The following is a 23,930-nucleotide window of genomic DNA, read 5'->3' on the forward strand; positions in this document are numbered from 1 at the left end:
CCAAGGATTGGCTTATGCCTGCACCGTCGACTTCGCAAACGGCGTCGCCGCTGGCCTTTCTCGGCCCGGCGTTTGCCTTTCTCGCGGTGATGCTGGGGACCACATTGCCCACGCCGCTGTACCCGCTCTATCAGGCCGAATACGGCTTTTCCCAGCTGGTGATCACGGTCATTTTTGCCGTCTACGCCATCGGCGTGATCGGCGCGCTGGTGGTGACCGGGCGCTGGTCGGATCAGCTGGGGCGGCGCCCCATGCTGTTTGTCGGCATGCTGGCCGCCGCGCTTAGCGATGTGGTCTTTCTCGCCGGCGACAGCCTGGGAACGCTGCTGGTGGGCCGGGTGATTTCGGGCATTTCCGCGGGAATATTTACCGGCACCGCGACGGTAGCGGTGATCGAGCTGGCCTCGGAGGCCTGGAAACCTCGCGCCACCCTGGCCGCTACCGCGGTGAACATGGGCGGCCTGGGGCTTGGCCCGCTGGTGGCGGGCATTTTGGTCACCTGGCTGCCGGCGCCGCTTGCGCTGTCCTACGCGCTGCATCTGGGGCTGCTGGCCATCGGCATGCTGCTGGTCTGGCGTGCGCCGGAAACCGTGGCCCGCCAAGCGGCTCCGGACCTGCGCGTGCAGCGCCTGAGTATTCCGCCCGGGGTGCGCCGGGTGTTTGTGCCCGCCGCGCTGGTGGGGTTTGCCGGCTTTGCGGTGCTGGGCTTTTTCAACTCCATGGCGCCGGCGTTCATGCAGCAGGTGCTGGGCGAACAAAACCTGGCGCTGATCGGCCTGGTGGTGTGCCTGGTGTTTATCGCCTCGACGGCGGGGCAGTCGCTGCAGGGGCGGATAGCGCCCCAGTGGCGGCTGCCGCTGGGGTGTTTGACGCTGCTGGTCGGAGCGCTGCTGATCGGCGCGGGGCTTTTTGCCGCCAGCATGGCGACGTTTTGCGGCGGTGCGGTGCTGGCCGGGTCCGGCCAGGGCATCGGCTTTCGCGCCGGCATGGGCGCCATTGCGGCGGCTTCGCCGGCGGATCAGCGCGGCGCGGTAACGTCGGCCTTCTTCATCGTCGCCTACGTGGCGCTATCGATTCCGGTAGTGGGTATCGGCCTTGCCACCAGCCGTTTGGGGCTGGTGGCCACCGGCACCGGCTTTGCCGGGCTGGCCGCTCTTCTGTGCGCCTTGGCGCTTTGGCTGGTGCTGCGTATTCCGCGCGCCTCGGCGTAAGGGGCCAGCGTTTTGTGCCTGCACTGTACCGGCCTTCGGGCCGGTATTTTTATGCCTGATCCAGGCGTATAGGCGGGTTTGGCGGGACAGGCCGGAAGAGGTATCCGAAGTACTTTTTATTCCGCGATGAAAGGCTGACATAATAAAAGTTTATTAGGGCCTGTTGACGTTTCACATTGGTAGCCATAAAAAGCCGCATGCCAAGGCCACCATGCTTTCGTAATTTCGTTTGAGCTTATCGTAGCGCGTCGCAATGGCGCGATACGGTTTCAATCGAGCAAAGGCATTCTCAACCAGATGCCGGTAGCGATATAACCCTCTGTCCAGATTGGCATTTCCTTTTTTCGAGTTACGCCTGCGTGGAATGACGGCAGCCATTCCTTTGGCTTCGACCTGCTCGCGGATACGTTCACTGTCATAGCCTTTGTCAGCCACCAGCGCGTCACCTGCCGGCAAACCGTCAATCAATGCCTGGGCTTCCGTGCTGTCGTGCACTTCACCCCCGGTTATTCTGAAGGCGATCGGCAACCCATAAGCATCCACGGCCAAGTGGATCTTGCTGGTATTGCCTGCACGACTTTTGCCAATGGCTTCTGCATCTTCCGTGGCAGCCCCAGTGCTATCTTGGTGAGCCTTGACGTAGGAACCATCAATAAATAGCCACTCGACATCAGGATCTTCCACCAGAGAGATGAAAATCCTCATCAGCTTTCCACTCGCTGACCAGGCGTTGAAGCGCTTGTAGACCGTGTTCCAGGGGCCAAACGCCTCCGGTAGGTCCCGCCACGGGCAGCCGGTTCGCATCCGATAAAGGATGCCTTCCACCGTGGTACGCAGATCGGTCTTGTCATAAATACCTTGTTGAAGCAGGATAGATTTCAGCTTCGGCCAGTGTTCATCCGTGAGCATTTGTCGGGGCATGGCAGGCTTGCAGTTTGTTGGCTTAGGAACCTTTATTCTGTGAGCTTGCCCCTATCCTGCCAATACCCCTGCCATGAAACGTCAACAGACCCTAAAACACTCAGCTTTTCTCGGAGCGCCGGCAGTGAGGTGTCGGGGCCGGGTTATGACGTCATCGAAAACATCGCTACCAACCGCCGGAGGGCAGCATGGCCAAATCCGATAGCCGGGCAGAGGCCGGCAGCAGCAAGCGTCGTGAGTGGGCGGCGCTGCTGTTTATTGTCGCTATTGTCGTTCCCCTGCTGAGCATCGCCGTGGTCGGCGGCTACGGCTTTGTCGTGTGGATGCTGCAGGTCTTCGTGCTGGGTCCGCCCGGGCACGGCGGCTGACATCATTCATACTTGAGGGGGAGACACCATGAAGTTCATTGCCACGCTGTGGAATACGTTGAAGCGACCGCCGGTACATATCAGCCTCGGGGTCATTATTCTGGTCAGCTTTATTGCCGGGGTGATTTTCTGGGGCGGCTTCAACACCGCCATGGAAGTGACGAATACCGAGAAGTTTTGCGTCAGCTGTCACGAGATGGAAGACAACGTCTACCAGGAGCTGCAGGAAACCATTCACTGGTCCAACCGTACCGGCGTACGGGCGATCTGTTCGGATTGCCACGTGCCCCACGACTGGACGGCAAAAATCGCGCGCAAGATGCAGGCGAGCAAGGAAGTCTGGGGTGCGATATTCGGCACCATCGACACGCCGGAAAAATTCGAGGAAAAGCGTCTGGAGCTGGCACAGCACGAGTGGGCACGCTTCAAGGCCAACGGCTCCAAGGAATGTCGCAGCTGCCACGACTACGACAGCATGGACTGGGAGCGCATGTCCGACGAGGCGCGGCGCTTCATGAAACCTGCCGCCGAGCGTGATCAGAGCTGCCTGGACTGCCACAAGGGCATCGCCCACCATCTGCCCGAAGACATGAACAAGGGCGGCAACCCCATGCTTGCCAAGCTGGTAAACAACGCCGTCTCCGTGGATTCGGGAAGCGACGAGGCTTACTACAGCGCCGAGTCCGTGGACCTGTACCGCGACGCCGAGCTTGACGAGCTGGCCGGCCAGCTGACCATTGCCTCGGAAGTGACCGTGGAGGAGACCCGGGGCGACAGCGTCAGGCTGAATATCCCCGGCTGGCGCAAGGAGAAGGGCTTTGGCCGGGTGCTGTATGAAGACTTTGGCCAGAATATCGAAAGCGCGATTCTTGACAGAGACGTTGCCCAGGATGACGCCCTGATCGACACCGGCGAGCAAAAGGTCGATGAGCTGACCGGCCTGCCCTGGGCCCGGGTGAACGTCGAGCTGTGGGCGAAGAAGGGCGCCTACGTCGACAGGCGCGACGCGCTTTGGGACACCGCCAGCCAGATCTACCACGACGGCTGCAGCGTGTGCCATACCGAGCCCGACCCCGGACACTTTGATGCCAACACCTGGCCGGCGATGTTCTCCGGCATGGTGGGCTTTACCAATATGGACGGGCCGACACAGTCGCTTGTGCTCAAGTACCTGCAGAAGCACTCCTCGGACTATGTTCAGGACGCACAAGCCGTTGATGCGGAAAACACCACCGGCGTCACAGACGTAGCCGGGGAATAAGGAGGCCGTATGTTGATTAGTCGCCGTCATTTTCTCAAAGGCACCCTAAGCGGCACGGCGGCCGGCGCGGCCGCCGCCCTGGTGGGCCCGGGGCTTTTGACCCGCACCGCCGAAGCCGAGGTGACCGCAGAGGGCGTATGGAAAACCGCCGGCTCCCACTGGGGGGCGATGAATGCCCTGGTCAAGGGCGGCCGTGTGGCCGAGATCAAGCCGTTTGACGTGGACCGCTATCCCACCGAGATGCTCAAGGGCATCAAGGGGCTGATCTACAACCCCTCGCGCATCCGCTACCCCATGGTGCGCCTGGAGTGGCTGAAAAACCGCCACAAGGGCGATCGCACCACCCGGGGCGACAACCGCTTTGTGCGCCTGACCTGGGACGCCGCGCTGGATCTGTTCCACGAAGAGCTCGAACGCGTCCAGCGCGAGCACGGTCCGTCCGGCCTCTATGCCGGGGCCACCGGCTGGCGCCAGACCGGCCAGGTGCACAGCTGCGGTAACCACATGCAGCGCGCGGTGGGCATGCACGGCAACTTCGTCAAGAAGGTGGGGGACTACTCCACCGGCGCGGGCCAGGTGATCCTGCCCTACGTGCTGGGGTCCACCGAAGTCTACAGCCAGGGCACCTCCTGGCCGCTGATCCTCGAGAACAGCAAGACCGTGGTGCTGTGGGGCAACGATCTGTACAAGAATCTGCAGGTGGGCTGGAACTGCGAAACCCACGAGTCCTACGCCTATCTGGAAAAGCTCAAGGAAAAGATCGAGGACGGCAGCATCCGCGTGATCAGCGTGGACCCGGTGCGCACCAAGACACAGAACTACCTTGGCTGCGAGCAGCGCTACGTCAATCCCATGACCGACGTGGCCTTCATGCTGGGCATTGCCCATACGCTGTACAACGAAGACCTCCACGACCCTGACTTCATCAAGGCTTATGCGCTGGGATTTGACGACTTCATCGACTATGTCCAGGGCGAAGGCGACGACGGCGAAGAGAAAACGCCCGAATGGGCGGCGGATATCTGCGGCGTCGAGGCCGACGAGATTCGAGAGTTTGCCCGCCTGCTGGCAGGCGATCGCACCCAGCTTTTATTTGGCTGGGCGATCCAGCGTCAGCAGCACGGCGAGCAGCCCTACTGGATGGGAGCCGTCATTGCCTCCATGCTGGGCCAGATCGGCCTCCCCGGCGGCGGCATCAGCTACGGCCACCACTACAGCTCCATCGGCGTGCCGTCGTCCGGCGCCAGCGCGCCGGGCGCCTACCCGCGCAACGTCGATGCCGGCAAAAAGCCCGAGCACGACAACGACGACTTCAAGGGCGCAAGCTCGACCATCCCCGTGGCGCGCTGGATCGACGCCATCCTCAATCCCGGCGAAACCATCCAGTACAACGGCAGCGAAGTCACCTTCCCGGACATCCGCATGTGCGTGTTCAGCGGCTGTAACCCCTGGCACCATCACCAGGATCACAACCGCATGAAAAAGGCGTTCCACAACCTCGAGTCGGTGGTCACCATCGACTACTCGTGGAACGCTACCTGCCGGTTCTCCGATTTGGTGCTGCCGGCCTGCACCCAGTTTGAGCGCAACGACCTCGATATCTACGGCACCTACTCCAACCGTGGGCTGGTGGCCATGCACAAGCTGGTGGATCCGGTGTTTCATTCGCGCAGCGACTTCGACATCTTCACCGACCTTTGCCGGCGTTTCGGCCGCGACGAGGAGTATCGCCGCGGGCTCGACGAAATGGGCTGGGTAGAAAAGCTCTACAACGAGTGCCGCGAAGCCAACAAGGACTTCAAGCCGGCCACCGGCGGCCACGATACCGACCCCGGCATGCCAAGCTTCAAGTCGTTCTGGGAGGCGGGCTACGTGGACTTCGGCCGCGGGGAAAACTGGGTGCGCCACGCTGACTTCCGCAAGGCGCCGGAAGTCAGCGCGCTGGGGACGCCGTCAGGGTTTATCGAGATTTCCAGCCGCAAGATCGGCCGCTTCGACTACGACGACTGCCGTTCGCACCCGACCTGGATGGAGAAGGCCGAGCGCTCCCACGGTGGCCCCAACTCCGAGCGCTTCCCGCTGTGGCTGCAGTCGGTCCACCCGGACAAGCGCCTGCACTCGCAGATGTGCGAGTCCGAAGAGTGGCGCGCCACCTACACCGTGCAGGGCCGCGAGCCCCTCTACATCGGCCCGGACGACGCCGAAAAGCGCGGCATCAAAGACGGCGACCTGGTGCGTGTGTTCAACGACCGCGGCCAGCTGCTGGCCGGTGCCGTGGTGTCGGACAACTTCCCCGAGGGCGTGGTACGCCTGCAGGAGGGCGCCTGGTATGGCCCGGTGGGGCCGGAAATCGGCGCGCTGGATACCTACGGCGACCCCAATACGCTGACCCTGGACGTGGGCACGTCAAAGCTTGCTCAGGCACCCAGTGCCAACACCTGCGTGGTGGAGATCGAGCGCTTTGACGGCGAAGCGCCGGCGGTGACCTCCTTTGGCGGCCCCGAAGAGGTGGCCTTATGAGCCGAGGCGCTGCGGCCGAAAACGCCGGCGAGCCGGTAGTGGGGCAGGACGACGCCGTGCTGTGCCGCTGGCTTGCCACGCTGCTGAGTGCCGAGCTTGATGAAGACACCCTGGCAAGCTACCGCCGGGGCGACGCCGGGCCGCTGTTTGACCTTTTGCGCGAGCGCGGCCTGAGCGAAGCTAGCTCCCGGGTGGAAAAGGCGCTCAAGGGACTGGTGCTGCTGCCCGAGCCCCGGCTTGAGCTGGCAGCGGATTTTGCCGAGCTGTTTCTGGTGGACGGACGCAGCGCTGCGCCGCCCTACGCTTCGCTCTATACCGAGCCGGCGGCGCGCCTTCATGGCGAAGCGGCGGCGCGCATGGAGGCGCGGCTGGCGGCGGCGGGCTTTGCGGTGAAAGACGGCGTCGGCGAGCCGGCGGATCACCTGGCGGTGATGCTCGACTATCTGGCAAGCGCTCTGGAATCCGCCTCGCCCGCTGCCGACAGCAAAATAGGCAGCATGGCAGGCAGCAAAGAGGGCGGGGAAACACCCGGGGCCTTCATCCGCGCCGAGCTTTCCCCCTGGCTGCCGGCACTGGCCCGGCGCTGCGAACGGGTAAGCACGGCGAGCGATTTTTATCCCGCCGTGGTTGCCCTGGCCTCGGCCTACGTCGACTGGCTCAGCCAGAACCAGTAGACGATAAAGCCGATCAGGCCAAGGCCTGCAAGGTTCACGATGATGCTCATGCAGCCTCCTTCTGTTCCCGGGGCTCGGTGCTGCCGTCGGCAGCGCTTTCGGTCGCGACGTTTTCCTCGCCGCGCGGGGTAAACAGCCGCAGGCGGTTGGCGTTGCTCACTACGGTGATCGACGACAGCGACATGGCGGCCCCTGCGATCATCGGCGAGAGCAGCATGCCGGTCAGCGGGTAAAACACCCCAGCAGCGATGGGGATGCACAGGGCGTTGTAGCCAAAAGCCCCGGCCAGGTTCTGCTTGATGTTGGCAAGCGTGGCCTGGCTGAGCTCGATGGCAGTGGCGACGCCGTGCAGCGAGCCGCGCATCAGCGTCATGCCCGCGCTTTCAATGGCCACGTCGGTGCCCTGGCCGATGGCAAAGCCGACGTCGGCCCGGGCCAGCGCCGGGGCGTCGTTGATGCCGTCGCCGACCATGCCGACGACGTGGCCTTCCTCTTGCAGCCGCTCGATTTCTGCGTGCTTGTCCTCGGGCTTGAGCCCGGCGCGGCAGTCCTCGATCCCCACCTCATCGCCCACGGCCCGGGCGGTGTGGCGGTTGTCCCCGGTGAGCATGATGACGTGCAGGCCGTCTGCCTGGAGCCTGGCTATGGCGCTTTTGGCGTCTTCCCGCACCGGGTCGCTGACGCCGAACAGCGCGGCGAGCCGGCCGCCCACGGCAAGATAGACGATGGTGCGCGCCTTGTCCTCGAGCGCCCGGGCGCTGTCGCTGCCGGCGGAAAGATCGATGCCGGCCTCTTTCAGCAGCTGAGCGTTGCCCAGCAGCAGCTTGCCGGCGTCGCTCTGGGCCTTGACGCCGCCGCCGGTGACGCTGTCAAAGTCGCGGATGTCGGCGGCGTCAACGCCTTTTTCCTCCTCGCAGTAGCCAAGCAGGGCGGTGGCCAGCGGGTGCTCGGAGCCGCGCTCCAGGGCGGCCACGTAGCTCAGCGCGTCGTGCTCGCGGCCGGCGAGCACTTTTGCCTCGGTGACGCGGGGATTGCCTTCGGTCAGGGTGCCGGTCTTGTCCACCACCAGCGCGGTGAGCTTGCTCGCGGTTTGCAGCGCCTCGCCGTTTCTCACCAGCACGCCGTGCTCGGCGGCCTTGCCCACGCCGATCATGGTGGAAATCGGCGTGGCCAGGCCCAGCGCGCAGGGGCAGGCGATGATCAGTACCGACGTCGCCGCCACCAGCATGTGGATCACCCGCTCGTCCGTGCCGAAATTGAACCAGGCCAGGGCGGTAAGCACGGCGATGATCATCACCGAGGGCACAAACACGCTGGAGACCTTGTCGGCCAGGTCGCCGATGGGCGGGCGCGAGCCCTGGGCGCTGGCTACCTGCCGGGTAATCTGCCCAAGGCGGGTGTTGTTGCCCACCCGGGTGGCGCGGTAAACAAGCCCGCCCTTGCCGTTGACCGTGCCGGCGCTGACCTCGCTGCCTTCGTGCTTGGCCACCGGAACCGGCTCGCCGGTGAGCATGGATTCGTCGATGTGGCTCTGGCCTTCGGTCACGTCGCCGTCCACCGGCAGGCGTTCGCCCGGGCGCACGCGGATGTGATCGCCTTCCCGGACGGCGTCGATATCGATTTCCTGCTCCTCGCCGTCGCGGATCACCCGGGCGGTGCGGGTTTGCAGGTCGAGAAGGCGCTTGAGCGCGTCGCTGGTGCGTCCCCGAGCCTTGAGCTCCATGGCGTTGCCCAGAAGGATCAGCCCGATGACCATGGCCGAGGCTTCAAAATAAATCCCCCGAGCGGCTTCGGGCAGCCAGGGTCCCAGCAGCACCACGACCATGGAATAAAGCCAGGCGGTACCGGTACCCATGGCCACCAGGGTATCCATGTTGGCCTGGTGGTGTTTGGCGTTTTTCCACGCGCCGGTGAAAAAGTGCCGGCCGGGAAAGGCCATGATGGCCAGGGTCAGCGCGCCGATCACCAGCCAGTAAAGCCTTCCTGTGCCGACGGGGTCGGGGTGATAGACAAACATGCTGGCCATGAGCGGCACGGCCAGCGCCAGGGAGGCAATGCTGCCCCTGAGGCGCTTTTTGTAGTCCCGGGCTTCCTGCTGCGCCCGGGTCATTTCGGCGTCGCGCACGTCCACGATCGGCTCGGCGTCGTAGCCGACGCCCTGGACGGCATCGATCAGCGCGTTTTCCTCGGCGTTACCCGTCACCTCGGCGGTATGGGTGCCGAAGTTGACCGCGGCGGAGGTCACGCCCGAGGTGCGCTCAAGCGCCTGCTGCACGGTTTTCACGCAGCTGGCGCAAGTCATGCCGCTCACCGCCAGGCGGGTCGTCTCGCCGCCGGCGGGCCTTTCGCGGCTGTCGGCTGTTCCAGCGGCGTCAGCGTCCGACGATTCGGCGCTGTCTGCGCCGTCGCCGGCCGTGGGGGCGTCGGGATCGCCGGGCGGGAAGCCGGCGTCCGCCAGCGTGCGGTCGAGGGCATCACCGTCGAGGGCGGCGGTCACCTCCAGGCGTTTTTCGGCCGGAGTGCCCACCACGTCGGCGTTGTCATCGTGGGCCTGAATGGCCTCACGCATGCGTTTGACGCAGCCCTGGCAGTTCATGCCGGGCACGTAGCGCGTCAGTGTTTGCGACTTCATGGCGTCTCCTCGGGAAAGCTTTCGATCAGGCGGCATACGCTGTGCCCGTCCGGGGTGCCGTCGGGCATGTCCTGCCAGCTGGCCAGGGCCGCCTCCATGCGCGTGGCCAGGGCCTCGAGCTCGGCGATGCGAGCGCGTATGCGCGGCAGCCGCGAGGCCAGCAGGTCGCGCACCAGCGGGCAGGGCGAGTCGCCCTGGTCGGCGTGGGCGAGTATGTCGCGGATTTCCGCGACGCTGAAGCCCAGCATGCGCGCCCGCTGGATGAATCCCAGGCGCTCAAGGTCGTGATCGTTGAACAGCTGGTAGCCGTTATCCGGATGGCGCTCGGGCGACAGCAGTCCTTCGCGCACGTAGTGGCGCACAGTTTCGGCGGTAACGCCCGCCCGGCGGGCAAGTTCGCTGACTTTCACTGGCGATCCTCCTGGCGGCCTCGGGCTGAGTGTGCCCGTAGTATAAAACCCTTGTGTTACACAAAGGTCAAAGGGCGTCGGGGAAGATATGCCGTGGCCATCGATGGCTTCAGGACTTTAGCTTATGACAATAAGGCGAATAATCTTTATTATTGGCGCTTTCTTGGTGAAAACACCGGGCCAAAAGCGGTTCTAACCACTTGAACAGGGGACTTCATGGCGATTACGCGCAGGGATTTTCTCAATGGTGTTGCGATCACTATTGCCGCAGGGGCAACGCCACTAAGCCTGCTAAAAGCCAGTCCGTCGTCAGAGCATCGCTATCCGCCTCTGCGTACGGGCATGCGGGGCAACCATCCCGGCTCTTTCGAGGCGGCACACAAGATGGCCCGCGAAGGCCACCGTTTCGCTCTGGGCGGCCTGGCGGTTAAGGAGACCTACGATCTTGTCGTGGTGGGCGCGGGCATCAGCGGTCTGGCGGCCGCCTGGGTCTACCGGAAGCGCCACCCCGACGCCAGCATTCTGATTCTGGATAACCATGATGACTTTGGCGGTCACGCCAAGCGCAACGAGTTCGAGGTGGATGACCAAACCTTGCTCAGCTACGGCGGCAGCGAGTCGTTTCAGTCGCCGGATTCGCTTTTCAGCGATCAGGTCAACGAGCTGCTGGGAGCACTTGGCGTGGAGCACGAGCGCTTTCGTGCCTACTTCGACCGGGACTATTACTACCGGCAGGGCATGAGCCGCGGCGTGTTCTTCGACAAGGCGCACTTTGGTGTCGATAAGGTGGTCGGCGGCAACCCCGAAATGGGCGTCGCCGATGATTTGCGCCCGGAGCTGCTCAACGGCCGTTCGCTTGAGGCCTATATTCGCGACTTTCCCTTGCCGGAGGAAGCCACGGAAGAGCTGCTTGAGCTGCATCTGGACCCGCCGGATTACTTACCGCAGATGTCGATGGATGAGAAAGTCGACTACCTGTCCGGCATCAGCTATTACGATTTCCTGAAAAATACGGTCGGCCTGAGCGACGAGGCGCTGCTGTATTTCCGCTCTACCAGCAATGAGTTCTACGGCTACGGCATCGATGCCATTGCGGCCATCGACGCCTACGAGGTGCGCTATCCCGGCTTCTCGGCCATGGACTTGCCCGAGCCCGGTGAGGCCGTGAAAGCCGAGCTGGACGATCCTTACATCTACCATTTTCCCGACGGTAACGCTTCCGTGGCCCGGCTGCTGGTGCGGGACATGATCCCCGGGGTGGCGCCCGGCAGCACCATGGAAGACGTGGTGATGGCCGACTTTGACTACGGCAAGCTGGACCGGCCCGGTAACGGAGTGCGCCTGCGCCTGAACAGCACCGTGGTACGGGTGGACAACCCCGAAGGGCCGGTGGATGTGGGCTATCTCAACGACGGCGAGCTAAGGCGTGTTCAGGGCAGGCAGTGCATCATGGCCTGCTACAACATGATGATCCCCGCCATGGTGCCGTCGCTGCCGGCGCGGCAAAAAGAGGCGCTGCATCGCAACGTCAAGGCGCCGCTGGTGTATACCAAGGTGGTGTTGAAGAACTGGCAGGCGTTCAAGCGGCTGGGCGTGCACTCCATGTACGCCCCGACGGCCCCTTACAGCCTGGTCAAGCTGGACTATCCGGTCAGCATGGGGGGCTACGAGCATGCTTCCGGCCCGGACGATCCGATTGTGGTGCATATGGTCCAGGTGCCCACGGCGGCCAATACCGGTCTGCCCGTGCGCCAGCAGCTGCGCATGGGCAGGGCCGAGCTTCTGGGGCGCTCGTTTGCCGACATGGAAGCCGAGATTCGTCAGCAGCTGGCAGCCATCCTGGCCATAACGGATGCCGAGCTTGATGGGCTAATCAGTGCAATCACCGTTAACCGCTGGTCTCACGGCTACAGCTACGAAGAAACCAGCCTGTTCGATACCACCCCCGAAGCGGAACGCACCATCGAGCTGGCGCGCCAGCGCCATGGCCGCATTGCCATTGCCAACTCGGATGCCGGCTGGAGTCCCTATATGCACGCTGCTATTGACCAGGCGTTTCGCGCCGTTGACGAACTGACCGGGGAAGAGGGCTGAATGATGATCAAACCTGCCACAGTCATGATCGCCGTCGCCTTGAGCGCGCACGCCTGGGCGGCTGACGACGCCCGGGTTGAGCAGGGCGAGTACCTGGCCAAGGCAAGCGACTGCGCCGCCTGCCACACGGCACCCGGCGGTGAGCCCTTTGCCGGCGGCCTGGCCATGCCCACCCCGGTGGGCGACATCTATACCACCAACATTACTCCCGACGCTGATACCGGCATCGGCGACTATACGCTCGAGCAGTTTGCCGCGGCGCTGCGCCAGGGACAGTCGCCCCACGGGCCCCTGTATCCGGCCATGCCCTACACCAGCTATACCAGGATGTCGGATGGCGATATGGAAGCGCTTTATGCCTACTTCATGAACGGAGTGGAGCCGGTCAGCCAGGAAAACCGGCCGGCCGATATTACCTGGCCTTTGAGCATGCGCTGGCCGCTGCACCTCTGGAAAGCCGCCTATCTGGACGAAGGCGAGTTCCAGCCCGATGCGTCGCGCTCGGAGGAATGGAACCGCGGTGCTTATCTGGTCCAGGGGCCCGGCCACTGCGGCTCCTGCCACACGCCTCGGGGCATCGGTTTTCAGCAAAAGGGCATGGACGAAAGCGATGAGGCCTTTTTTGCCGGCGCGGAGCTGGACGGCTGGTGGGCGACTAGCCTGCGCGGCGACTGGCAGACCGGAATCGGCGCGTTATCGGTTGAAGACATAGCCGAGCTGCTAAAAACCGGCATGGGCGGGCAGGTCTCGGTGTCGGGCAGCATGTCCGAGGTGGTGCGACATAGCACCCGGCATTTGACCGATGCGGATCGCCGAGCCATTGCGGTTTACCTGAAGTCGCTGGCGCCGGACAGGGAAAGTCTCGCCACTAGCGTTGAGCAGCCGACTCAAAACGGCGCCGAGCTGTATAACGAATACTGCTCTACCTGCCACGGCGATGACGGCTCGGGCTACCCGGACGTCACGCCGGCGCTCGCCGGCAATGCCACCGTCAACGCTGACAACCCAAGCTCGCTGGCGCGAATCATTCTTGAGGGCACGGAAACGCCGGTGGCAGGGCCCGGGCAGACCCAGCGCCTGATGCCGGGCTATGGCTGGCAGCTCAGCGATGAGCAGATTGCCGAACTCATCACCTTCATGCGCAGCCGCTGGGGCAACGAGGCGGAGCCGGTAACGCCCGACCTTGTCGGTGAGCGTCGCTAGGTGCGCCTTTGGCGGGCGCTAACGGAAAAAGCCCGCCAACGAGCTGGCCTGGCAACAACGGATCGGCATAATACGACCAATGGATGAGCCGGAAACCTCCCCAAAATGAGCGTTTTCCCTTGAACCCCGGTGTCGGGTGCGAGAAAAAGAGGCTACGTTAAACGTACGTATGAGCCGGGTTCTTTTCCGGCCCGGTGCACGCAGCGCCGGCCTTTATCGCTTAACGGCCAGCGCGCCTCACCTGCGGCAGAGTCGTAGGTTTCTCGGGGAACAAGGGAACGGCCATGAATAACAATGCCAATAAAACAAATATTATTAAAATAAATGCTAACCACATCAATGCCCGTAACAGCGTTATCGCTGGCGCCGTCAGAAACACCGCAGCGCTTACGCTGACGGCCGCCGTGGCCGCCGCGGCGCTGACGGCCGGGCAGGCCCAGGCCGGCGGGTTTCAGCTCAACGAGCAGAGCGTGAGCGGCCAGGGCTACGGCCACGCCGGGCGCAGCTCCAACGTCCACGATGCCACCATCGTGTTCGGCAACCCGGCGGGGATGTCGTTTCTCGACCGCGCCCAGGTGTCCGTTGGTGGCACCTATCTGAAGGCGAAAACCGACATCAGCAACGCCCGGGCGTCGCAAACCAGCCCCGCATTTTTGCCGGCCACCGGCGGCGCGACCGATACGCTGCCGGTCACCGGTTCCAACGAGGGCGACATGGTGCCGGGCACCTTTGTGCCCTTTGCCTTCTATGCCCATCCGGTCAACGACAGGCTGGCCTTCGGCTTTGGCGTCTACGCGCCGTTCGGCTCCAAGACCGATTACGAAGGCGGCTTTCAGGGGCGCAACCAGGGCGATTACACCTCGGTCAAGGTCAAAAGCGCCCAGCCGACGGTGTCCTACCGCTTCAACGACCAGTGGTCGGTGGGCGCCGGCGTCACCTATAACCGCGTGGACGGCGAGCTGCGTCGCCAGGTGCCGGTGGTAACGCCGCTGGGCGCTGCCGAGGTGGACTCCCGGGTGGAAGGCGACGACGAGGCCTGGGGCTATAACCTCGGGGTGATTTACCAGCCGGTACCCGAAACCACCCTGGGGCTGACCTATCGCTCCAAGGTGGATTATACCCTGGAGGGGGATTTCACCGCCTCGTCGCCGGCGCTCGATCAGCTGGGTCTTGGCACCGTGACCGACGACGCCACCCTTGACCTGACCACGCCGGAAACCGTCAACTTTTCCGTGACCCAGCAGATGAGCGAAAAGCTCAAGCTGATGTTCGGCGCTTCCTGGACGCGCTGGAGCCAGTTCGAGCGGATCCTGGTCGAGGGCGCCAACCGTGGCGAGGTGACTAACGAGACGCAGAACTACTCCAACGCCTGGGCGTTTGCCACCGGCGGTGAGTATCAGCTGACCCCGGCGCTGGCCCTGCGTGCCGGCTTGACGCTGGACGCCACGCCGACAAGCGACGAGCATCGCAGCGTGCGCATTCCCTCGGACGACCGGCGAATTTTTTCGCTGGGCGCGGGCTGGACGCCGCTGGACGATCTGACCGTCGACCTGGCGTATTCCTACCTCACCGAGCGGCGCACCGAAATCAGCCAGGCCAAGACCGACAGCTTCACCGTGGCCGGACAGTCAACACCTCCGGTGACGTCAAACTACAGCGCCGACTACAAAAACGAAGCCCACGGCTTTGGCGCTCAGCTGACCTACCGCTTCTAGGCGCTACGCTGCCGTCTGCGGCACCATAAAACCCGGCTTCGGCCGGGTTTTTGCCGGCCGCGCGGTTTTATACGGATAAGGCAGGCGATGGATGCGGGGCGCGCCCGGTTTCGCTACAATGGTGCTTTTGCCAACGCCACACTATTTGGGGCACATCCATGCTGGAAACCAACCCGATCCATCAGCAAATCAAGGATCTGTCGGAGCGGACAGAGATTCTTAGGGGGTATCTTTGACTATGCCGAACGCAAGGAACGACTAGAAGAAGTGACCCGCGAGCTTGAGGATCCCGACGTCTGGAGCAATCCGGAAAACGCCCAGAAGCTGGGCAAGGAGCGCGCCTCGCTGGATACCATCGTCACCACCATCGATACGCTCGAGCAGGGCCTTGGCGACAGCGAAGACCTGCTTGAACTTGCCGAGACGGAAGACGATCAGGACACGGTGGACGAGGTCTGCAAGGAGCTCGACACCATGCAGGCGCGCCTGGAGAAGCTCGAGTTCCGGCGGATGTTTTCCGGCGAAATGGACGAAAACAACGCCTATCTGGATATCCAGTCCGGCTCCGGCGGTACCGAGGCCCAGGACTGGGCCAACATGCTTTTGCGCATGTATCTGCGCTGGGCCGAGCATCACGGCTTCAAGACCGATCTGCTCGAGGTGTCGGCAGGCGACGTAGCGGGCATCAAGTCGGCGACGATTCACGTCCAGGGCGACTACGCCTTCGGCTGGCTGCGCTCGGAAACCGGCGTGCATCGCCTGGTGCGCAAGAGCCCGTTCGATTCCGGCGGCCGGCGGCACACGTCGTTTACCTCGGTGTTCGTGTCTCCGGAAGTGGACGACAGCTTCGAGGTGAACATCAACCCTGCCGATCTGCGCACCGATACCTACCGTTCCAGCGGCGCCGGCGGCCAGCACGTCAACACCACCGACTCCGCCGTGCGTATCACCCACGAGCCCACGGGCATCGTGGTGGCCTGCCAAAGCCAGCGCAGCCAGCACGCCAACCGCGACTTTGCCATGAAGCAGCTTCGGGCCCGGCTCTGGGAGCACGAAATGGCCAAGCGCAACGAGGCCAAGCAGGCGGCGGAGGACGCCAAGTCGGATATCGGCTGGGGCAGCCAGATTCGCTCCTACGTGCTGGACGACCAGCGCATCAAGGATTTGCGCACCGGCGTGCAGTCGAGCAGCTGCGACAAGGTGCTCGACGGCGATCTGGATCCGTTCATCGTCGCCAGCCTCAAGCAGGGCCTGTAGCGTTTTTCAGCTCCACCGACTTTCCCACCGACTTTCCAAGGTTCATATTGCAAGGGTGCCCGAATGGCCAACCAGGACGCGTCTTTTGACAACGAAAATCACCTGATCGCCGAGCGCCGCGCCAAGCTGGCCGAGCGCCGCGAGCAGGCCGAAGCCCGGGGGGTTAGCGTGTTTCCCAACGACTTTCGCCGGGACAGCTTGAGCGCCGAGCTTGACGAGGCGCTGAGCGACAGGGACAAGGCCGAGCTCGAGGCGCTGGACCGCCAGGCGGCGGTGGCCGGGCGCATCATGCGCAAGCGCGGTCCCTTTATCGTGATTCAGGACGCGGCCGGGCAGACCCAGCTCTACGTGGACAAGAAAGGCCTGCCGGAAGACGTGCTCGACGACATCAAGAGCTGGGACATCGGCGATATCGTTGCCGGGCGCGGACCGGTGCACAAGTCGGGCAAGGGCGACCTTTACGTCAAGATGCGTGAGGCCAGGCTTCTGACCAAGAGTCTGCGCCCGCTGCCGGACAAGTTCCACGGCCTGACCGACCAGGAAGCCCGCTATCGCCAGCGCTATGTGGATTTGATCATGAATCCTGACTCGCGCCGGGTGTTCGAGACCCGGGCGGCGATCATCAGCGCCATGCGGCGGTTTTTCGAGGATCGCGGCTTCATGGAAGTCGAAACCCCGATGCTCCAGCAGATTCCCGGCGGCGCCACGGCGCGGCCGTTCATGACCCACCACAATGCGCTGGATATCGACATGTACCTGCGCGTGGCGCCCGAGCTCTACCTCAAGCGGCTGGTGGTGGGCGGCTTTGAAAAAGTCTTTGAAATCAACCGCAACTTCCGTAACGAGGGGCTTTCCACCCGGCACAATCCCGAGTTTACCATGGTCGAGTTCTACTGGGCCTACGCCGACTATCACGACCTTCTTGACCTGACCGAGGCCATGCTGCGCAGCACGGCACAGAAGGTGCTGGGCACCACCACGGTGACCTACCAGGGCGAGACGTACGACTTTGGCAAGCCGTTTGATCGCCTCACCCTGCGCGACGCCATTCTCCGCCACGGCGACGGCATCTTTGCGGCCGACCTGGATTCCCGCGAGGCGGCCCGGGCGCTGGCCGGCAAGCTGGGCATTCCGGCAAAAGACAGCTGGGGGCTTGGCAAGCTGCAGACGGAAATCTTCGAGGAAGTGGCCGAGCCCCGGCTCGACCAGCCCACCTTCATCATCGAATACCCGGCCGAGGTCAGCCCGCTGGCCCGGCGCAACGACGCCAACCCCTTTGTTACCGACCGTTTCGAGTTCTTTGTCGGCGGCCGCGAGATTGCCAACGGCTTCTCCGAGCTCAACGACGCCGAAGACCAGGCCGAGCGCTTCAAAGAGCAGGTGGCGGAGAAGGACGCCGGCGATCTGGAGGCCATGTACTACGACGCCGACTACGTGCGCGCGCTGGAGTACGGCCTGCCGCCCACGGCGGGCGAAGGTATCGGCATCGATCGGCTGGTGATGCTGTTTACCGACAGCCCCTCCATTCGCGACGTGCTGCTGTTCCCGGCCATGCGCCCCGAGGCAGACGCCTAACCTGTGGGACGGGTAGGGCAAGCATTGGCAAGTCGGAGCACAAATGCTCATAATGGCCTCGTTTGACTGCCAGTGATCGTTCCGTGAGGCATCGTTGTCTGAGGAGACTCCCATGAAGCTGCTTAACCGCTCCGCCCTGAGCGTTCGGCCGACCCAGGAATTCGTGGACTGGATCAACGGGCTCGAGCCCACCATGGGAGATGACGACCTGACGCTTGACGACGTGGATCGTGAAAGCACCGTCTACCTGATCCCCGAAATGGACACGCCCGAAGCGCTGCATGCCTATATTCGCGAGCGCTACGTGGAGATTTTTGAAATCGAGCTGCGTGCCTGGGAAGAGGACGAGCGCCAGTGGCCCGAGTCCCTTGACTGGGCGCTGTTCGAGGACTTTCTGCGCATCGAGCACAGCTTCCTGGCAGTGGACCTCGACGACGAGACGGCGCTGGAAATCTCCGAGGTGGACGATTCGCTGCTGCTCGACAACGATCCCGACTAGCGGCCCGTAGACCAGCTGCCTCTGACGGGGCAGCGCCAGCGCAGGCAACAAAACCGGCTGCGGCCGGTTTTGTTGTGTTCCCCAAGGACGTTCCATGTGGCTGTTTGAAACGCGCGAAGACGACGACGGCCTGCCCGGGCCGGAGCGCCTGCTTGCCGTACTGGCGCTGGTCAGCGGTACGCTGATGTCGGTGGTGGATACCACCATGATCAATCTCGCGCTGCCCTCTATTGCCGCCGACCTTGAGGTGGCGTCCGCCGACGTGGTGTGGGTGACCACGATTTTCCAGGTGGTCAGCGCAGCCTTTCTCCTGGTATTCGCGGGCTTGAGCGAGCTTGTAACTCGCCGGCGGATTTATCTTTTCGGGCTTTCCACCTTTGTGCTCGCCGCGCTCGGCTCGGCGCTGTCGCGCCAGCTGGAACTTTTGCTGGTGTTTCGCGCGCTGCAGGGGCTGGGCGCGGCGGCAACGCTGTCCATCGGCGCCTCGCTCTATCGGCTGATTTTTCCGTCGAGGCTGCTGGGCAGCGCCCTGGGCCTCTCCGCGCTGGTGGTGGGCGGGGGCTACGCCGCCGGCCCCACGCTTAGCGGGGTGATGCTGTCGTTTACTCACTGGCCCTGGCTCTTTGCCCTCAACGTGCCGCTGGGGGTTGTGTCTCTGCTGTTGGCCTATCGCGCGCTGCCCAGAGAGGCACCGCGTCAGGGCAGCTTTGATGTTCCCGGCGCACTGCTGTCCATGCTCACGCTCGCCGGGCTGTTTCTGACCATGGACGCCATCGGTCATCGCGCGCCGCTGTGGCAGTGGGCCGGTCTTGGCGCCGTCGCGCTGGCGGGCGGCACCGCGTTCATCCGCCGCCAGCGCCGGGCAGCGTATCCGCTGCTGCCGCTTTATCTGTTCGGCGAAAGGCGCTTTACCCTGGCGGTGTCGGCCTCGGGGCTGGCGTTTATCGGCCAGGGGCTGGCGTTTGTCGCGCTGTCGTTTCTCTACCAGGAAAAAATGGGGCTGAGCCCGCTGCTTACCGCCTGGCTGTTTACCCCCTGGCCGCTTGCGCTGATGGTGGTGGGGCCGCTGGCCGGGCGCCTGGCCGACCGCGTTAACCCCAGCGTTCTCTCGACTACCGGGTTGGCGTTGGTGATAGCGGGCTTTGTGGCGCTGGCCCTGGTAGACAAGAACACCGGCATTGTCGGCAGCCTCTGGCGGGTAGCGCTGTGCGGCCTCGGGTTCGGCCTCTTTCAGCCGCCCAACAACCGCGAGATGATGGCCAGCCTTCCCGCCGCGCGCAGCGCCAACGTGTCCGGCGTGATGAGCACCACGCGTACCGTGGGCCAGTCGCTCGGGGTGGCGCTGGTGGGCGCGGTACTGGCGCTGGGGCTTGCCGTGCAGGTAACGCTGTGGCTGGGGGCGGTGAGCGCGCTGCTCTCGCTTGTTGTCAGCGCCGCGCGCATTCCGCTGGCGCGGCGCGCCATGCAGGCGCGCGCATCGTCGACCGTCGCATAAGCGCGTACAATTGGCGCTGTTGCTTCCGGCGGCGTCGTTGCGGCCGGACGTTGTCGAGTCAGCCAAGGAGGTCACTGTGACACTGCAGGAACAGATCGGGCAGAAGCTCAAGGCGCTTTCACCCACGGTGCTCGAGGTGGAGAACGAAAGCCACCGGCACAGCGTGCCGCCCAACTCCGAAACCCACTTCAAGGTGACGCTGGTAAGCCGCGAGTTTGACGGCCTGATGCCGGTCAAGCGCCACCAGCAGGTATACAAGCTGCTGGCCGACGAGATGTCGGGGCCGGTGCACGCGCTGGCGCTGCACCTTTATACTCCGGAGGAGTGGGAGGCCCGAGGCGGCGAGCGCCCGGACTCCCCCGACTGTCGCGGCGGCGGCAAGTGAATCCGGAAGTCGTTCGCCGGCAGTATCTGGACGCCATGGGCATTACCGCCTTTGCGTCCCGCTACCGGCTGCCCAATGCCTTGGTCACCCAGGCCTGCGAGTGGGACGAGGCGCCGCCTAGGCCCGAGTCGCCGGGCAAGCGCCTGCACGCCCTGCTTGACGACGCCCAGCAGGCCGAGGCCAGCCGCCGCGCCGCAGCGCCTGCGCCCGCGGCCAACCCCGCCTCGCTCAAGGCGCTGCTGAATGAGGAGCGCCCGGCTCAGCCGAAGGCGCCGGCAGAAACCCCGTCGAAGGCGCCGGCGTCTCCCCCCACGCCGCTGCGCTTTACGCTTTCCTGCGTGTGCCTGGGCGGGCGCTGGCTAAGCCTGCACGAAGGCGAGCCGGGAGACGCCGCGCGCAGGCTCTTGAGCAATATCTGCCGTGCGGTGGGAATCGACGCCGCCAGCCTGTCGGCCTGGCATACGCTGAGCTGGCCGCCGCTTGTCGGCGGCCCCGCGCCAGAGGCGCCGCTTGAAGAGGCCAGGGAAGGGGTAAACGCCTTCATTGACGGCGCGGCAAGCCGCAACGGCTGGAAGCCGAGCCGAGCGCTGTGGTGGAGCGGCGACGACGCTTCGCCGCTTGCCCGGGTGCTGGCCCCGGAAGAAGCGCGCGGCCGAACCGTTTCGCAGGCCCTGTCGCTGCCGCTGTGGCAGGGGCCGGCGCTTGACACGCTGCTCGCAGACGGCGCGGCCAAGCGCGACTTGTGGCCGTCGCTGGCGGCGCTGAGCGCCCGGTGGCGCGAGGAGCAGGGCGGTGGATAACGGAGCTCGGTGGCGGGTCGAGACGCTCGGCGCCCGCCAGGCCGGCAGCGTCATGTCCGGGGGCAGCATTGCCGGCAGCGGCGCCGTGGCTGCTGCCCTGTGTAAGGCCATGGAAACGAAAGACGGCCGGGTGCTGGGCGTCATGGCCGCCGGCGCTTGCGGGCGTTCGCCGGCGCTGGCCGGCTATCTCTGGCTGGCGCGCTTGACGTATGACGCCGAAATACAGGCGCTGGGCGTTAAACCCGATTATCGCGGCCGGGGCGTCGGAGATGCGCTGGTGCGCGCCGCCTGCGAGGCGGCCGAGCGCTGGCAAAGCGAGCGCCTGCTGCTGGAAGTGCGCGCCGGCAACGCCGCTGCGATTGCGCTGTACAAGCGCCAGGGTTTTGGCGTGGACGGGCGGCGTCGGGGCTATTATCCGCCCCTCGCCGCCGGCAGCGGGCGGGAAGACGCGCTGCTGATGTCGCGCGCCGTCGGCACGTGACAGGCGCGCCGTCAGCTGCTGCTGGAATCGTCGAATTTTTGCAGCAGGCCGTTGAGCCGGCGCTCCCACTCTTCGCGCTCCTGCTTGAGCGTCTGGTTTTCTTCGCGCAGCTCGTCGTTTTCCAGCTTGGAAAGTTCGAGCGCCTCCACCGTGGCGGTGACTTTTTGCTCGAGCTGATTGAACAGTTCCTGGCTCATGGATCTCTCCGACAATAAACAAGTAGACAGGGCTGGCCTGGGCCAGCGCCTGAGCGTAACGCCCGGGCGGCGCGGCGGCAAGCGACCTGGCAGGGCAATCGCAGCTGTCCATGTCCGGAGGAGCCGGGAACAAGGTCGAAGAGGGGATCTACGCCTGAGGAATCCCCATGAAATGGGTAATAAAATCAGCATGATAGGATTGAAAAAGCCTGCATGAGTCATGCATGTTGTGAGTTACGACACACAACAACATGCGAAGGAGACCCATGCAGGCCCCTCGATTCTTGCATAACTTGCTGACGTCTTCACTCTCCGTGATCCATGCCAAGCGGCTACAGACCGTCCTCGATACCGTTGGCGCTCTGCTGGGCGAGCGACGTCTGGGATTAACGGCCATTGGCCGTGCGTTGCCGAGCTCGACGGATGCCAAGCACGCCATCAAACGAGTCGATCGACTATTAGGCAACCCTCACCTTCATCAGGAACGACCGCTGTTCTATTGGCTCATGGCCTCGCTGCTGATCGGCCATACAACGCGCCCACTGATTCTGGTGGACTGGTCGCCGATTGATGACCGCGGCAGGCATTTCCTGCTGCGTGCGGCGGTGCCCTTCGCCGGGCGATCGCTGCCCATCTTCGAGAAGGTTCATCACAAGGAAGGATGCCCATACTGTGAAGCCTATCTGCTGGATGCGCTGGCAAGGATCCTGCCCGACAAGGCCACGCCGATCCTGGTGACCGATGCCGGCTTTCGTAACCCGTGGTTTCGGGCCGTTGAAGCGCGCGGCTGGTATATCGTTGGACGGGTCCGTCAGCCCGCCCGTTACCAGGCGTCAGGCGAAGCATGGCAACCCGTGAAGACCCTGTTTCAACACGCGACATCGGAACCGCAGGCGTGGGGCTCCGTCCGGATCGCCGAAAACCATCCGTTCCGCGCTCAGATGGTGCTCTATTATCGACCGCCACGGGGACGTAAGCATCGCAATAAACAAGGCCGGATCTCTCGGGACGGCGGCAGCCGGACGATCGCCCGGCGTCAGCAGGAGCCCTGGGTGCTGGTCAGCAATCTGCCGGACCGCTCAACGCTGGCGAATAAAGTGGTAACGATCTACCGACAGCGCATGCAGATTGAGGAAGGGTTCCGCGATGTCAAAAGTCCCTTGTTCGGGCTGGGCTTCGGCATGCATCAGTCTCGCCAGGGCAAGCGCATCGAGGTCCTGCTGCTGATCGCCATGTTGGCGAACGTGGCCATGATGGTGGCCGGCCTGGATGTCCGAGCCCGGGGGCAACAGCGGCGCTATCAGAGCAACAGTATCCGGCACCGGAGCGTGCTTTCCGTGTGGCGCCTGGGCTTGGAATGTCTTCGTCGTCATCAACCCGACGCCGTGCCTTGGCCTGCTTGGACAACCCTCCGAGCACGACTTCGCGAGGAAGTCAGGGAGCAGAGCCTATGCGGCGAGTAGCAACATATTCGTGGGGATTCGTCAGGATCTACGCCATGGATGGCGTAGGCTGGTGTCCAGGGATGGATTCATAGCGCCCCTCGCAGACCTGTCGATGGCTCAAACCGGCTGGCCGGGGCCAAGGCGCTGATATAGCCGCGCGGCGGTATCGCCGGCGTCGGCCTGGCGGTGCAGCAGCCAGCTACCGGGCACTGCCGGCATCAGGGTGGCTTCCGCCTCCAGGTAAATCCGCGCGCCGGCTGCCAGCCAGCCGCCGCGCTCGAGGTCGGCGCAGCAGGCGCTGACCCAGCCCTGGTGAAAGGGCGGGTCGAGCAGCACCAGGTCAAACGGTTCGCCGGCGTTGCCGGCTTCGAGAAACGCCCGGGCGTCGGTGCTCAGCACCCGGCCGCCGTCGGCCTTGAGGGTGGCCAGGTTGCGCTCCAGCTGGGTCGCGGCGCGGCTGTCCTGCTCGATAAAGGTTACCTGCGCGGCCCCGCGCGAGAGCGCCTCGATACCTAGCGCCCCGGTGCCGGCAAAGGCGTCCAGCACGCGCTCGCCGTCAAGCCTCTGGCCCAGCCAGTTGAACAGGGTTTCGCGTACGCGGTCCGGCGTGGGGCGCAGCCCCGGGCGGTCGGGTACGGGGAGCTGGCGGCGACGAAACTCGCCGCCGATGACCCGCAGCTTGCCGCCCTGGGGAGCGGCGGCGTGTCTGGCGTTCGGACGGCCCGGACGGGAAGAGCGTTTTCGTTTCATGGGCGGGGATTGTAGCGCCCCGCGAGTCCAAAGTCTT

21 protein-coding genes are annotated in these 23,930 nt (G+C 64.2%); 16 read left to right on the forward strand and 5 right to left on the reverse strand.

All coding sequences use genetic code 11. From position 1 onward, the window contains the following. Nucleotides 1–14 precede the first annotated feature (14 nt). Nucleotides 15–1,211 carry an MFS transporter gene (locus P1P91_RS03320; protein ID WP_311884507.1) on the forward strand — a complete coding sequence of 399 codons (1,197 nt, stop codon included), beginning with the start codon at nt 15–17 and terminating at the stop codon, nt 1,209–1,211. A 171-nt stretch (nt 1,212–1,382) separates the two neighbouring features. On the opposite strand, the gene P1P91_RS03325 is transcribed toward P1P91_RS03320, so the two are convergent. Continuing rightward, the gene (locus P1P91_RS03325; protein WP_311881913.1) at nt 1,383–2,132 is read right to left on the reverse strand and encodes an IS5 family transposase; all 750 of its coding nucleotides are present in this window, start codon (nt 2,130–2,132) and stop codon (nt 1,383–1,385) included. 188 nt (nt 2,133–2,320) lie between these two features. Between P1P91_RS03325 and P1P91_RS03330 the strand changes: the two genes are divergently transcribed. From P1P91_RS03330 to torD, 4 genes are read left to right on the forward strand one after another with little or no spacing between them, the layout of a single operon-like run. After that, nucleotides 2,321–2,500 carry a periplasmic nitrate reductase, NapE protein gene (locus P1P91_RS03330; protein ID WP_311884509.1) on the forward strand — a complete coding sequence of 60 codons (180 nt, stop codon included), beginning with the start codon at nt 2,321–2,323 and terminating at the stop codon, nt 2,498–2,500. 28 nt (nt 2,501–2,528) lie between these two features. Then, complete coding sequence (torC, locus tag P1P91_RS03335; protein ID WP_311884511.1) at nt 2,529–3,761, forward strand: pentaheme c-type cytochrome TorC; 1,233 nt, start codon at nt 2,529–2,531, stop codon at nt 3,759–3,761. Nucleotides 3,762–3,770: 9 nt separating this feature from the next. Beyond that, the gene (gene torA / locus P1P91_RS03340) at nt 3,771–6,281 is read left to right on the forward strand and encodes a trimethylamine-N-oxide reductase TorA (protein ID WP_311884513.1); all 2,511 of its coding nucleotides are present in this window, start codon (nt 3,771–3,773) and stop codon (nt 6,279–6,281) included. Beyond that, a complete protein-coding gene (gene torD / locus P1P91_RS03345; protein WP_311884514.1) occupies nt 6,278–6,955 on the forward strand; it encodes a molecular chaperone TorD in 678 nt (225 codons plus the stop codon). Before torA ends, torD begins: the two co-directional genes overlap by 4 nt. A 46-nt stretch (nt 6,956–7,001) precedes the next feature. Here torD and P1P91_RS03350 read toward each other — a convergent pair whose 3' ends face one another. Together P1P91_RS03350 and P1P91_RS03355 are read right to left on the reverse strand one after the other, a co-directional pair. Continuing rightward, a complete protein-coding gene (locus P1P91_RS03350; RefSeq protein ID WP_311884515.1) occupies nt 7,002–9,587 on the reverse strand; it encodes a heavy metal translocating P-type ATPase in 2,586 nt (861 codons plus the stop codon). Then, on the reverse strand, nt 9,584–9,997 hold the full coding sequence (locus tag P1P91_RS03355) for a MerR family transcriptional regulator (protein ID WP_311884517.1): 414 nt from the start codon (nt 9,995–9,997) through the stop codon (nt 9,584–9,586). Before P1P91_RS03355 ends, P1P91_RS03350 begins: the two co-directional genes overlap by 4 nt. A 342-nt stretch (nt 9,998–10,339) precedes the next feature. Here P1P91_RS03355 and P1P91_RS03360 point away from each other — a divergent pair, with 342 nt between their 5' ends. The 10 genes from P1P91_RS03360 to P1P91_RS03405 all read left to right on the forward strand — a co-directional run bounded on the left by P1P91_RS03360 (nt 10,340) and on the right by P1P91_RS03405 (nt 21,501). Next, nucleotides 10,340–12,091 (forward strand): NAD(P)-binding protein, encoded by a 1,752-nt coding sequence (locus P1P91_RS03360; protein WP_311884519.1) that lies wholly within the window; start codon nt 10,340–10,342, stop codon nt 12,089–12,091. Beyond that, nucleotides 12,092–13,294 (forward strand): cytochrome c, encoded by a 1,203-nt coding sequence (locus P1P91_RS03365; RefSeq protein WP_311884521.1) that lies wholly within the window; start codon nt 12,092–12,094, stop codon nt 13,292–13,294. A 404-nt stretch (nt 13,295–13,698) separates the two neighbouring features. Then, nucleotides 13,699–15,009, forward strand: coding sequence for an OmpP1/FadL family transporter (locus P1P91_RS03370; protein WP_311884523.1), 1,311 nt, complete (start codon nt 13,699–13,701; stop codon nt 15,007–15,009). Between the two features lie 158 nt (nt 15,010–15,167). Next, nucleotides 15,168–16,266 (forward strand): peptide chain release factor 2 gene (gene prfB, locus P1P91_RS03375; RefSeq protein WP_376717159.1). Its coding sequence is split into 2 segments (ribosomal slippage): nt 15,168–15,242 and nt 15,244–16,266, totalling 1,098 coding nucleotides; the frame shifts between segments, so codons are not numbered across the junction. Between the two features lie 63 nt (nt 16,267–16,329). After that, complete coding sequence (gene lysS, locus P1P91_RS03380) at nt 16,330–17,841, forward strand: lysine--tRNA ligase (RefSeq protein WP_311884524.1); 1,512 nt, start codon at nt 16,330–16,332, stop codon at nt 17,839–17,841. A gap of 112 nt (nt 17,842–17,953) precedes the next feature. After that, nucleotides 17,954–18,340, forward strand: a complete 387-nt coding sequence (locus P1P91_RS03385) for a hypothetical protein (RefSeq protein ID WP_311884526.1) — start codon at nt 17,954–17,956, stop codon at nt 18,338–18,340. Between the two features lie 94 nt (nt 18,341–18,434). Continuing rightward, the gene (locus tag P1P91_RS03390) at nt 18,435–19,835 is read left to right on the forward strand and encodes an MFS transporter (protein ID WP_311884528.1); all 1,401 of its coding nucleotides are present in this window, start codon (nt 18,435–18,437) and stop codon (nt 19,833–19,835) included. 76 nt (nt 19,836–19,911) lie between these two features. Next, the gene (locus P1P91_RS03395) at nt 19,912–20,220 is read left to right on the forward strand and encodes a BolA family protein (protein ID WP_311884530.1); all 309 of its coding nucleotides are present in this window, start codon (nt 19,912–19,914) and stop codon (nt 20,218–20,220) included. After that, nucleotides 20,217–21,020 carry a hypothetical protein gene (locus P1P91_RS03400; protein ID WP_311884532.1) on the forward strand — a complete coding sequence of 268 codons (804 nt, stop codon included), beginning with the start codon at nt 20,217–20,219 and terminating at the stop codon, nt 21,018–21,020. The genes P1P91_RS03395 and P1P91_RS03400 overlap by 4 nt, the downstream gene beginning before the upstream one ends. Then, nucleotides 21,013–21,501, forward strand: a complete 489-nt coding sequence (locus P1P91_RS03405) for a GNAT family N-acetyltransferase (protein WP_311884534.1) — start codon at nt 21,013–21,015, stop codon at nt 21,499–21,501. The genes P1P91_RS03400 and P1P91_RS03405 overlap by 8 nt, the downstream gene beginning before the upstream one ends. Nucleotides 21,502–21,512: 11 nt before the next feature. On the opposite strand, the gene zapB is transcribed toward P1P91_RS03405, so the two are convergent. Next, nucleotides 21,513–21,698, reverse strand: coding sequence for a cell division protein ZapB (zapB, locus tag P1P91_RS03410; protein WP_311884536.1), 186 nt, complete (start codon nt 21,696–21,698; stop codon nt 21,513–21,515). Between the two features lie 266 nt (nt 21,699–21,964). Between zapB and P1P91_RS03415 the strand changes: the two genes are divergently transcribed. Continuing rightward, nucleotides 21,965–23,161 carry an IS4 family transposase gene (locus tag P1P91_RS03415; RefSeq protein WP_311882096.1) on the forward strand — a complete coding sequence of 399 codons (1,197 nt, stop codon included), beginning with the start codon at nt 21,965–21,967 and terminating at the stop codon, nt 23,159–23,161. A gap of 99 nt (nt 23,162–23,260) precedes the next feature. Here P1P91_RS03415 and rsmD read toward each other — a convergent pair whose 3' ends face one another. Next, the gene (rsmD, locus tag P1P91_RS03420) at nt 23,261–23,893 is read right to left on the reverse strand and encodes a 16S rRNA (guanine(966)-N(2))-methyltransferase RsmD (protein ID WP_311884538.1); all 633 of its coding nucleotides are present in this window, start codon (nt 23,891–23,893) and stop codon (nt 23,261–23,263) included. Between the last annotated feature and the right edge of the window lie 37 nt (nt 23,894–23,930).

Source organism: Halomonas piscis (genome assembly GCF_031886125.1).
Lineage (GTDB): Bacteria > Pseudomonadota > Gammaproteobacteria > Pseudomonadales > Halomonadaceae > Vreelandella > Vreelandella piscis.

Coding starts and splice junctions, on each gene's coding strand:
- P1P91_RS03325 (WP_311881913.1), bottom strand. CDS start 2,132: ATGCCCCGACAAATGCTCACGGATGAACACTGGCCGAAGCTGAAATCT.
- torA (WP_311884513.1), top strand. CDS start 3,771: ATGTTGATTAGTCGCCGTCATTTTCTCAAAGGCACCCTAAGCGGCACG.
- P1P91_RS03360 (WP_311884519.1), top strand. CDS start 10,340: ATGCGGGGCAACCATCCCGGCTCTTTCGAGGCGGCACACAAGATGGCC.
- rsmD (WP_311884538.1), bottom strand. CDS start 23,893: ATGAAACGAAAACGCTCTTCCCGTCCGGGCCGTCCGAACGCCAGACAC.
- torD (WP_311884514.1), top strand. CDS start 6,278: ATGAGCCGAGGCGCTGCGGCCGAAAACGCCGGCGAGCCGGTAGTGGGG.
- P1P91_RS03320 (WP_311884507.1), top strand. CDS start 15: ATGCCTGCACCGTCGACTTCGCAAACGGCGTCGCCGCTGGCCTTTCTC.
- zapB (WP_311884536.1), bottom strand. CDS start 21,698: ATGAGCCAGGAACTGTTCAATCAGCTCGAGCAAAAAGTCACCGCCACG.
- P1P91_RS03385 (WP_311884526.1), top strand. CDS start 17,954: ATGAAGCTGCTTAACCGCTCCGCCCTGAGCGTTCGGCCGACCCAGGAA.
- P1P91_RS03365 (WP_311884521.1), top strand. CDS start 12,092: ATGATGATCAAACCTGCCACAGTCATGATCGCCGTCGCCTTGAGCGCG.
- P1P91_RS03330 (WP_311884509.1), top strand. CDS start 2,321: ATGGCCAAATCCGATAGCCGGGCAGAGGCCGGCAGCAGCAAGCGTCGT.
- P1P91_RS03390 (WP_311884528.1), top strand. CDS start 18,435: ATGTGGCTGTTTGAAACGCGCGAAGACGACGACGGCCTGCCCGGGCCG.
- torC (WP_311884511.1), top strand. CDS start 2,529: ATGAAGTTCATTGCCACGCTGTGGAATACGTTGAAGCGACCGCCGGTA.
- P1P91_RS03415 (WP_311882096.1), top strand. CDS start 21,965: ATGCAGGCCCCTCGATTCTTGCATAACTTGCTGACGTCTTCACTCTCC.
- lysS (WP_311884524.1), top strand. CDS start 16,330: ATGGCCAACCAGGACGCGTCTTTTGACAACGAAAATCACCTGATCGCC.
- P1P91_RS03350 (WP_311884515.1), bottom strand. CDS start 9,587: ATGAAGTCGCAAACACTGACGCGCTACGTGCCCGGCATGAACTGCCAG.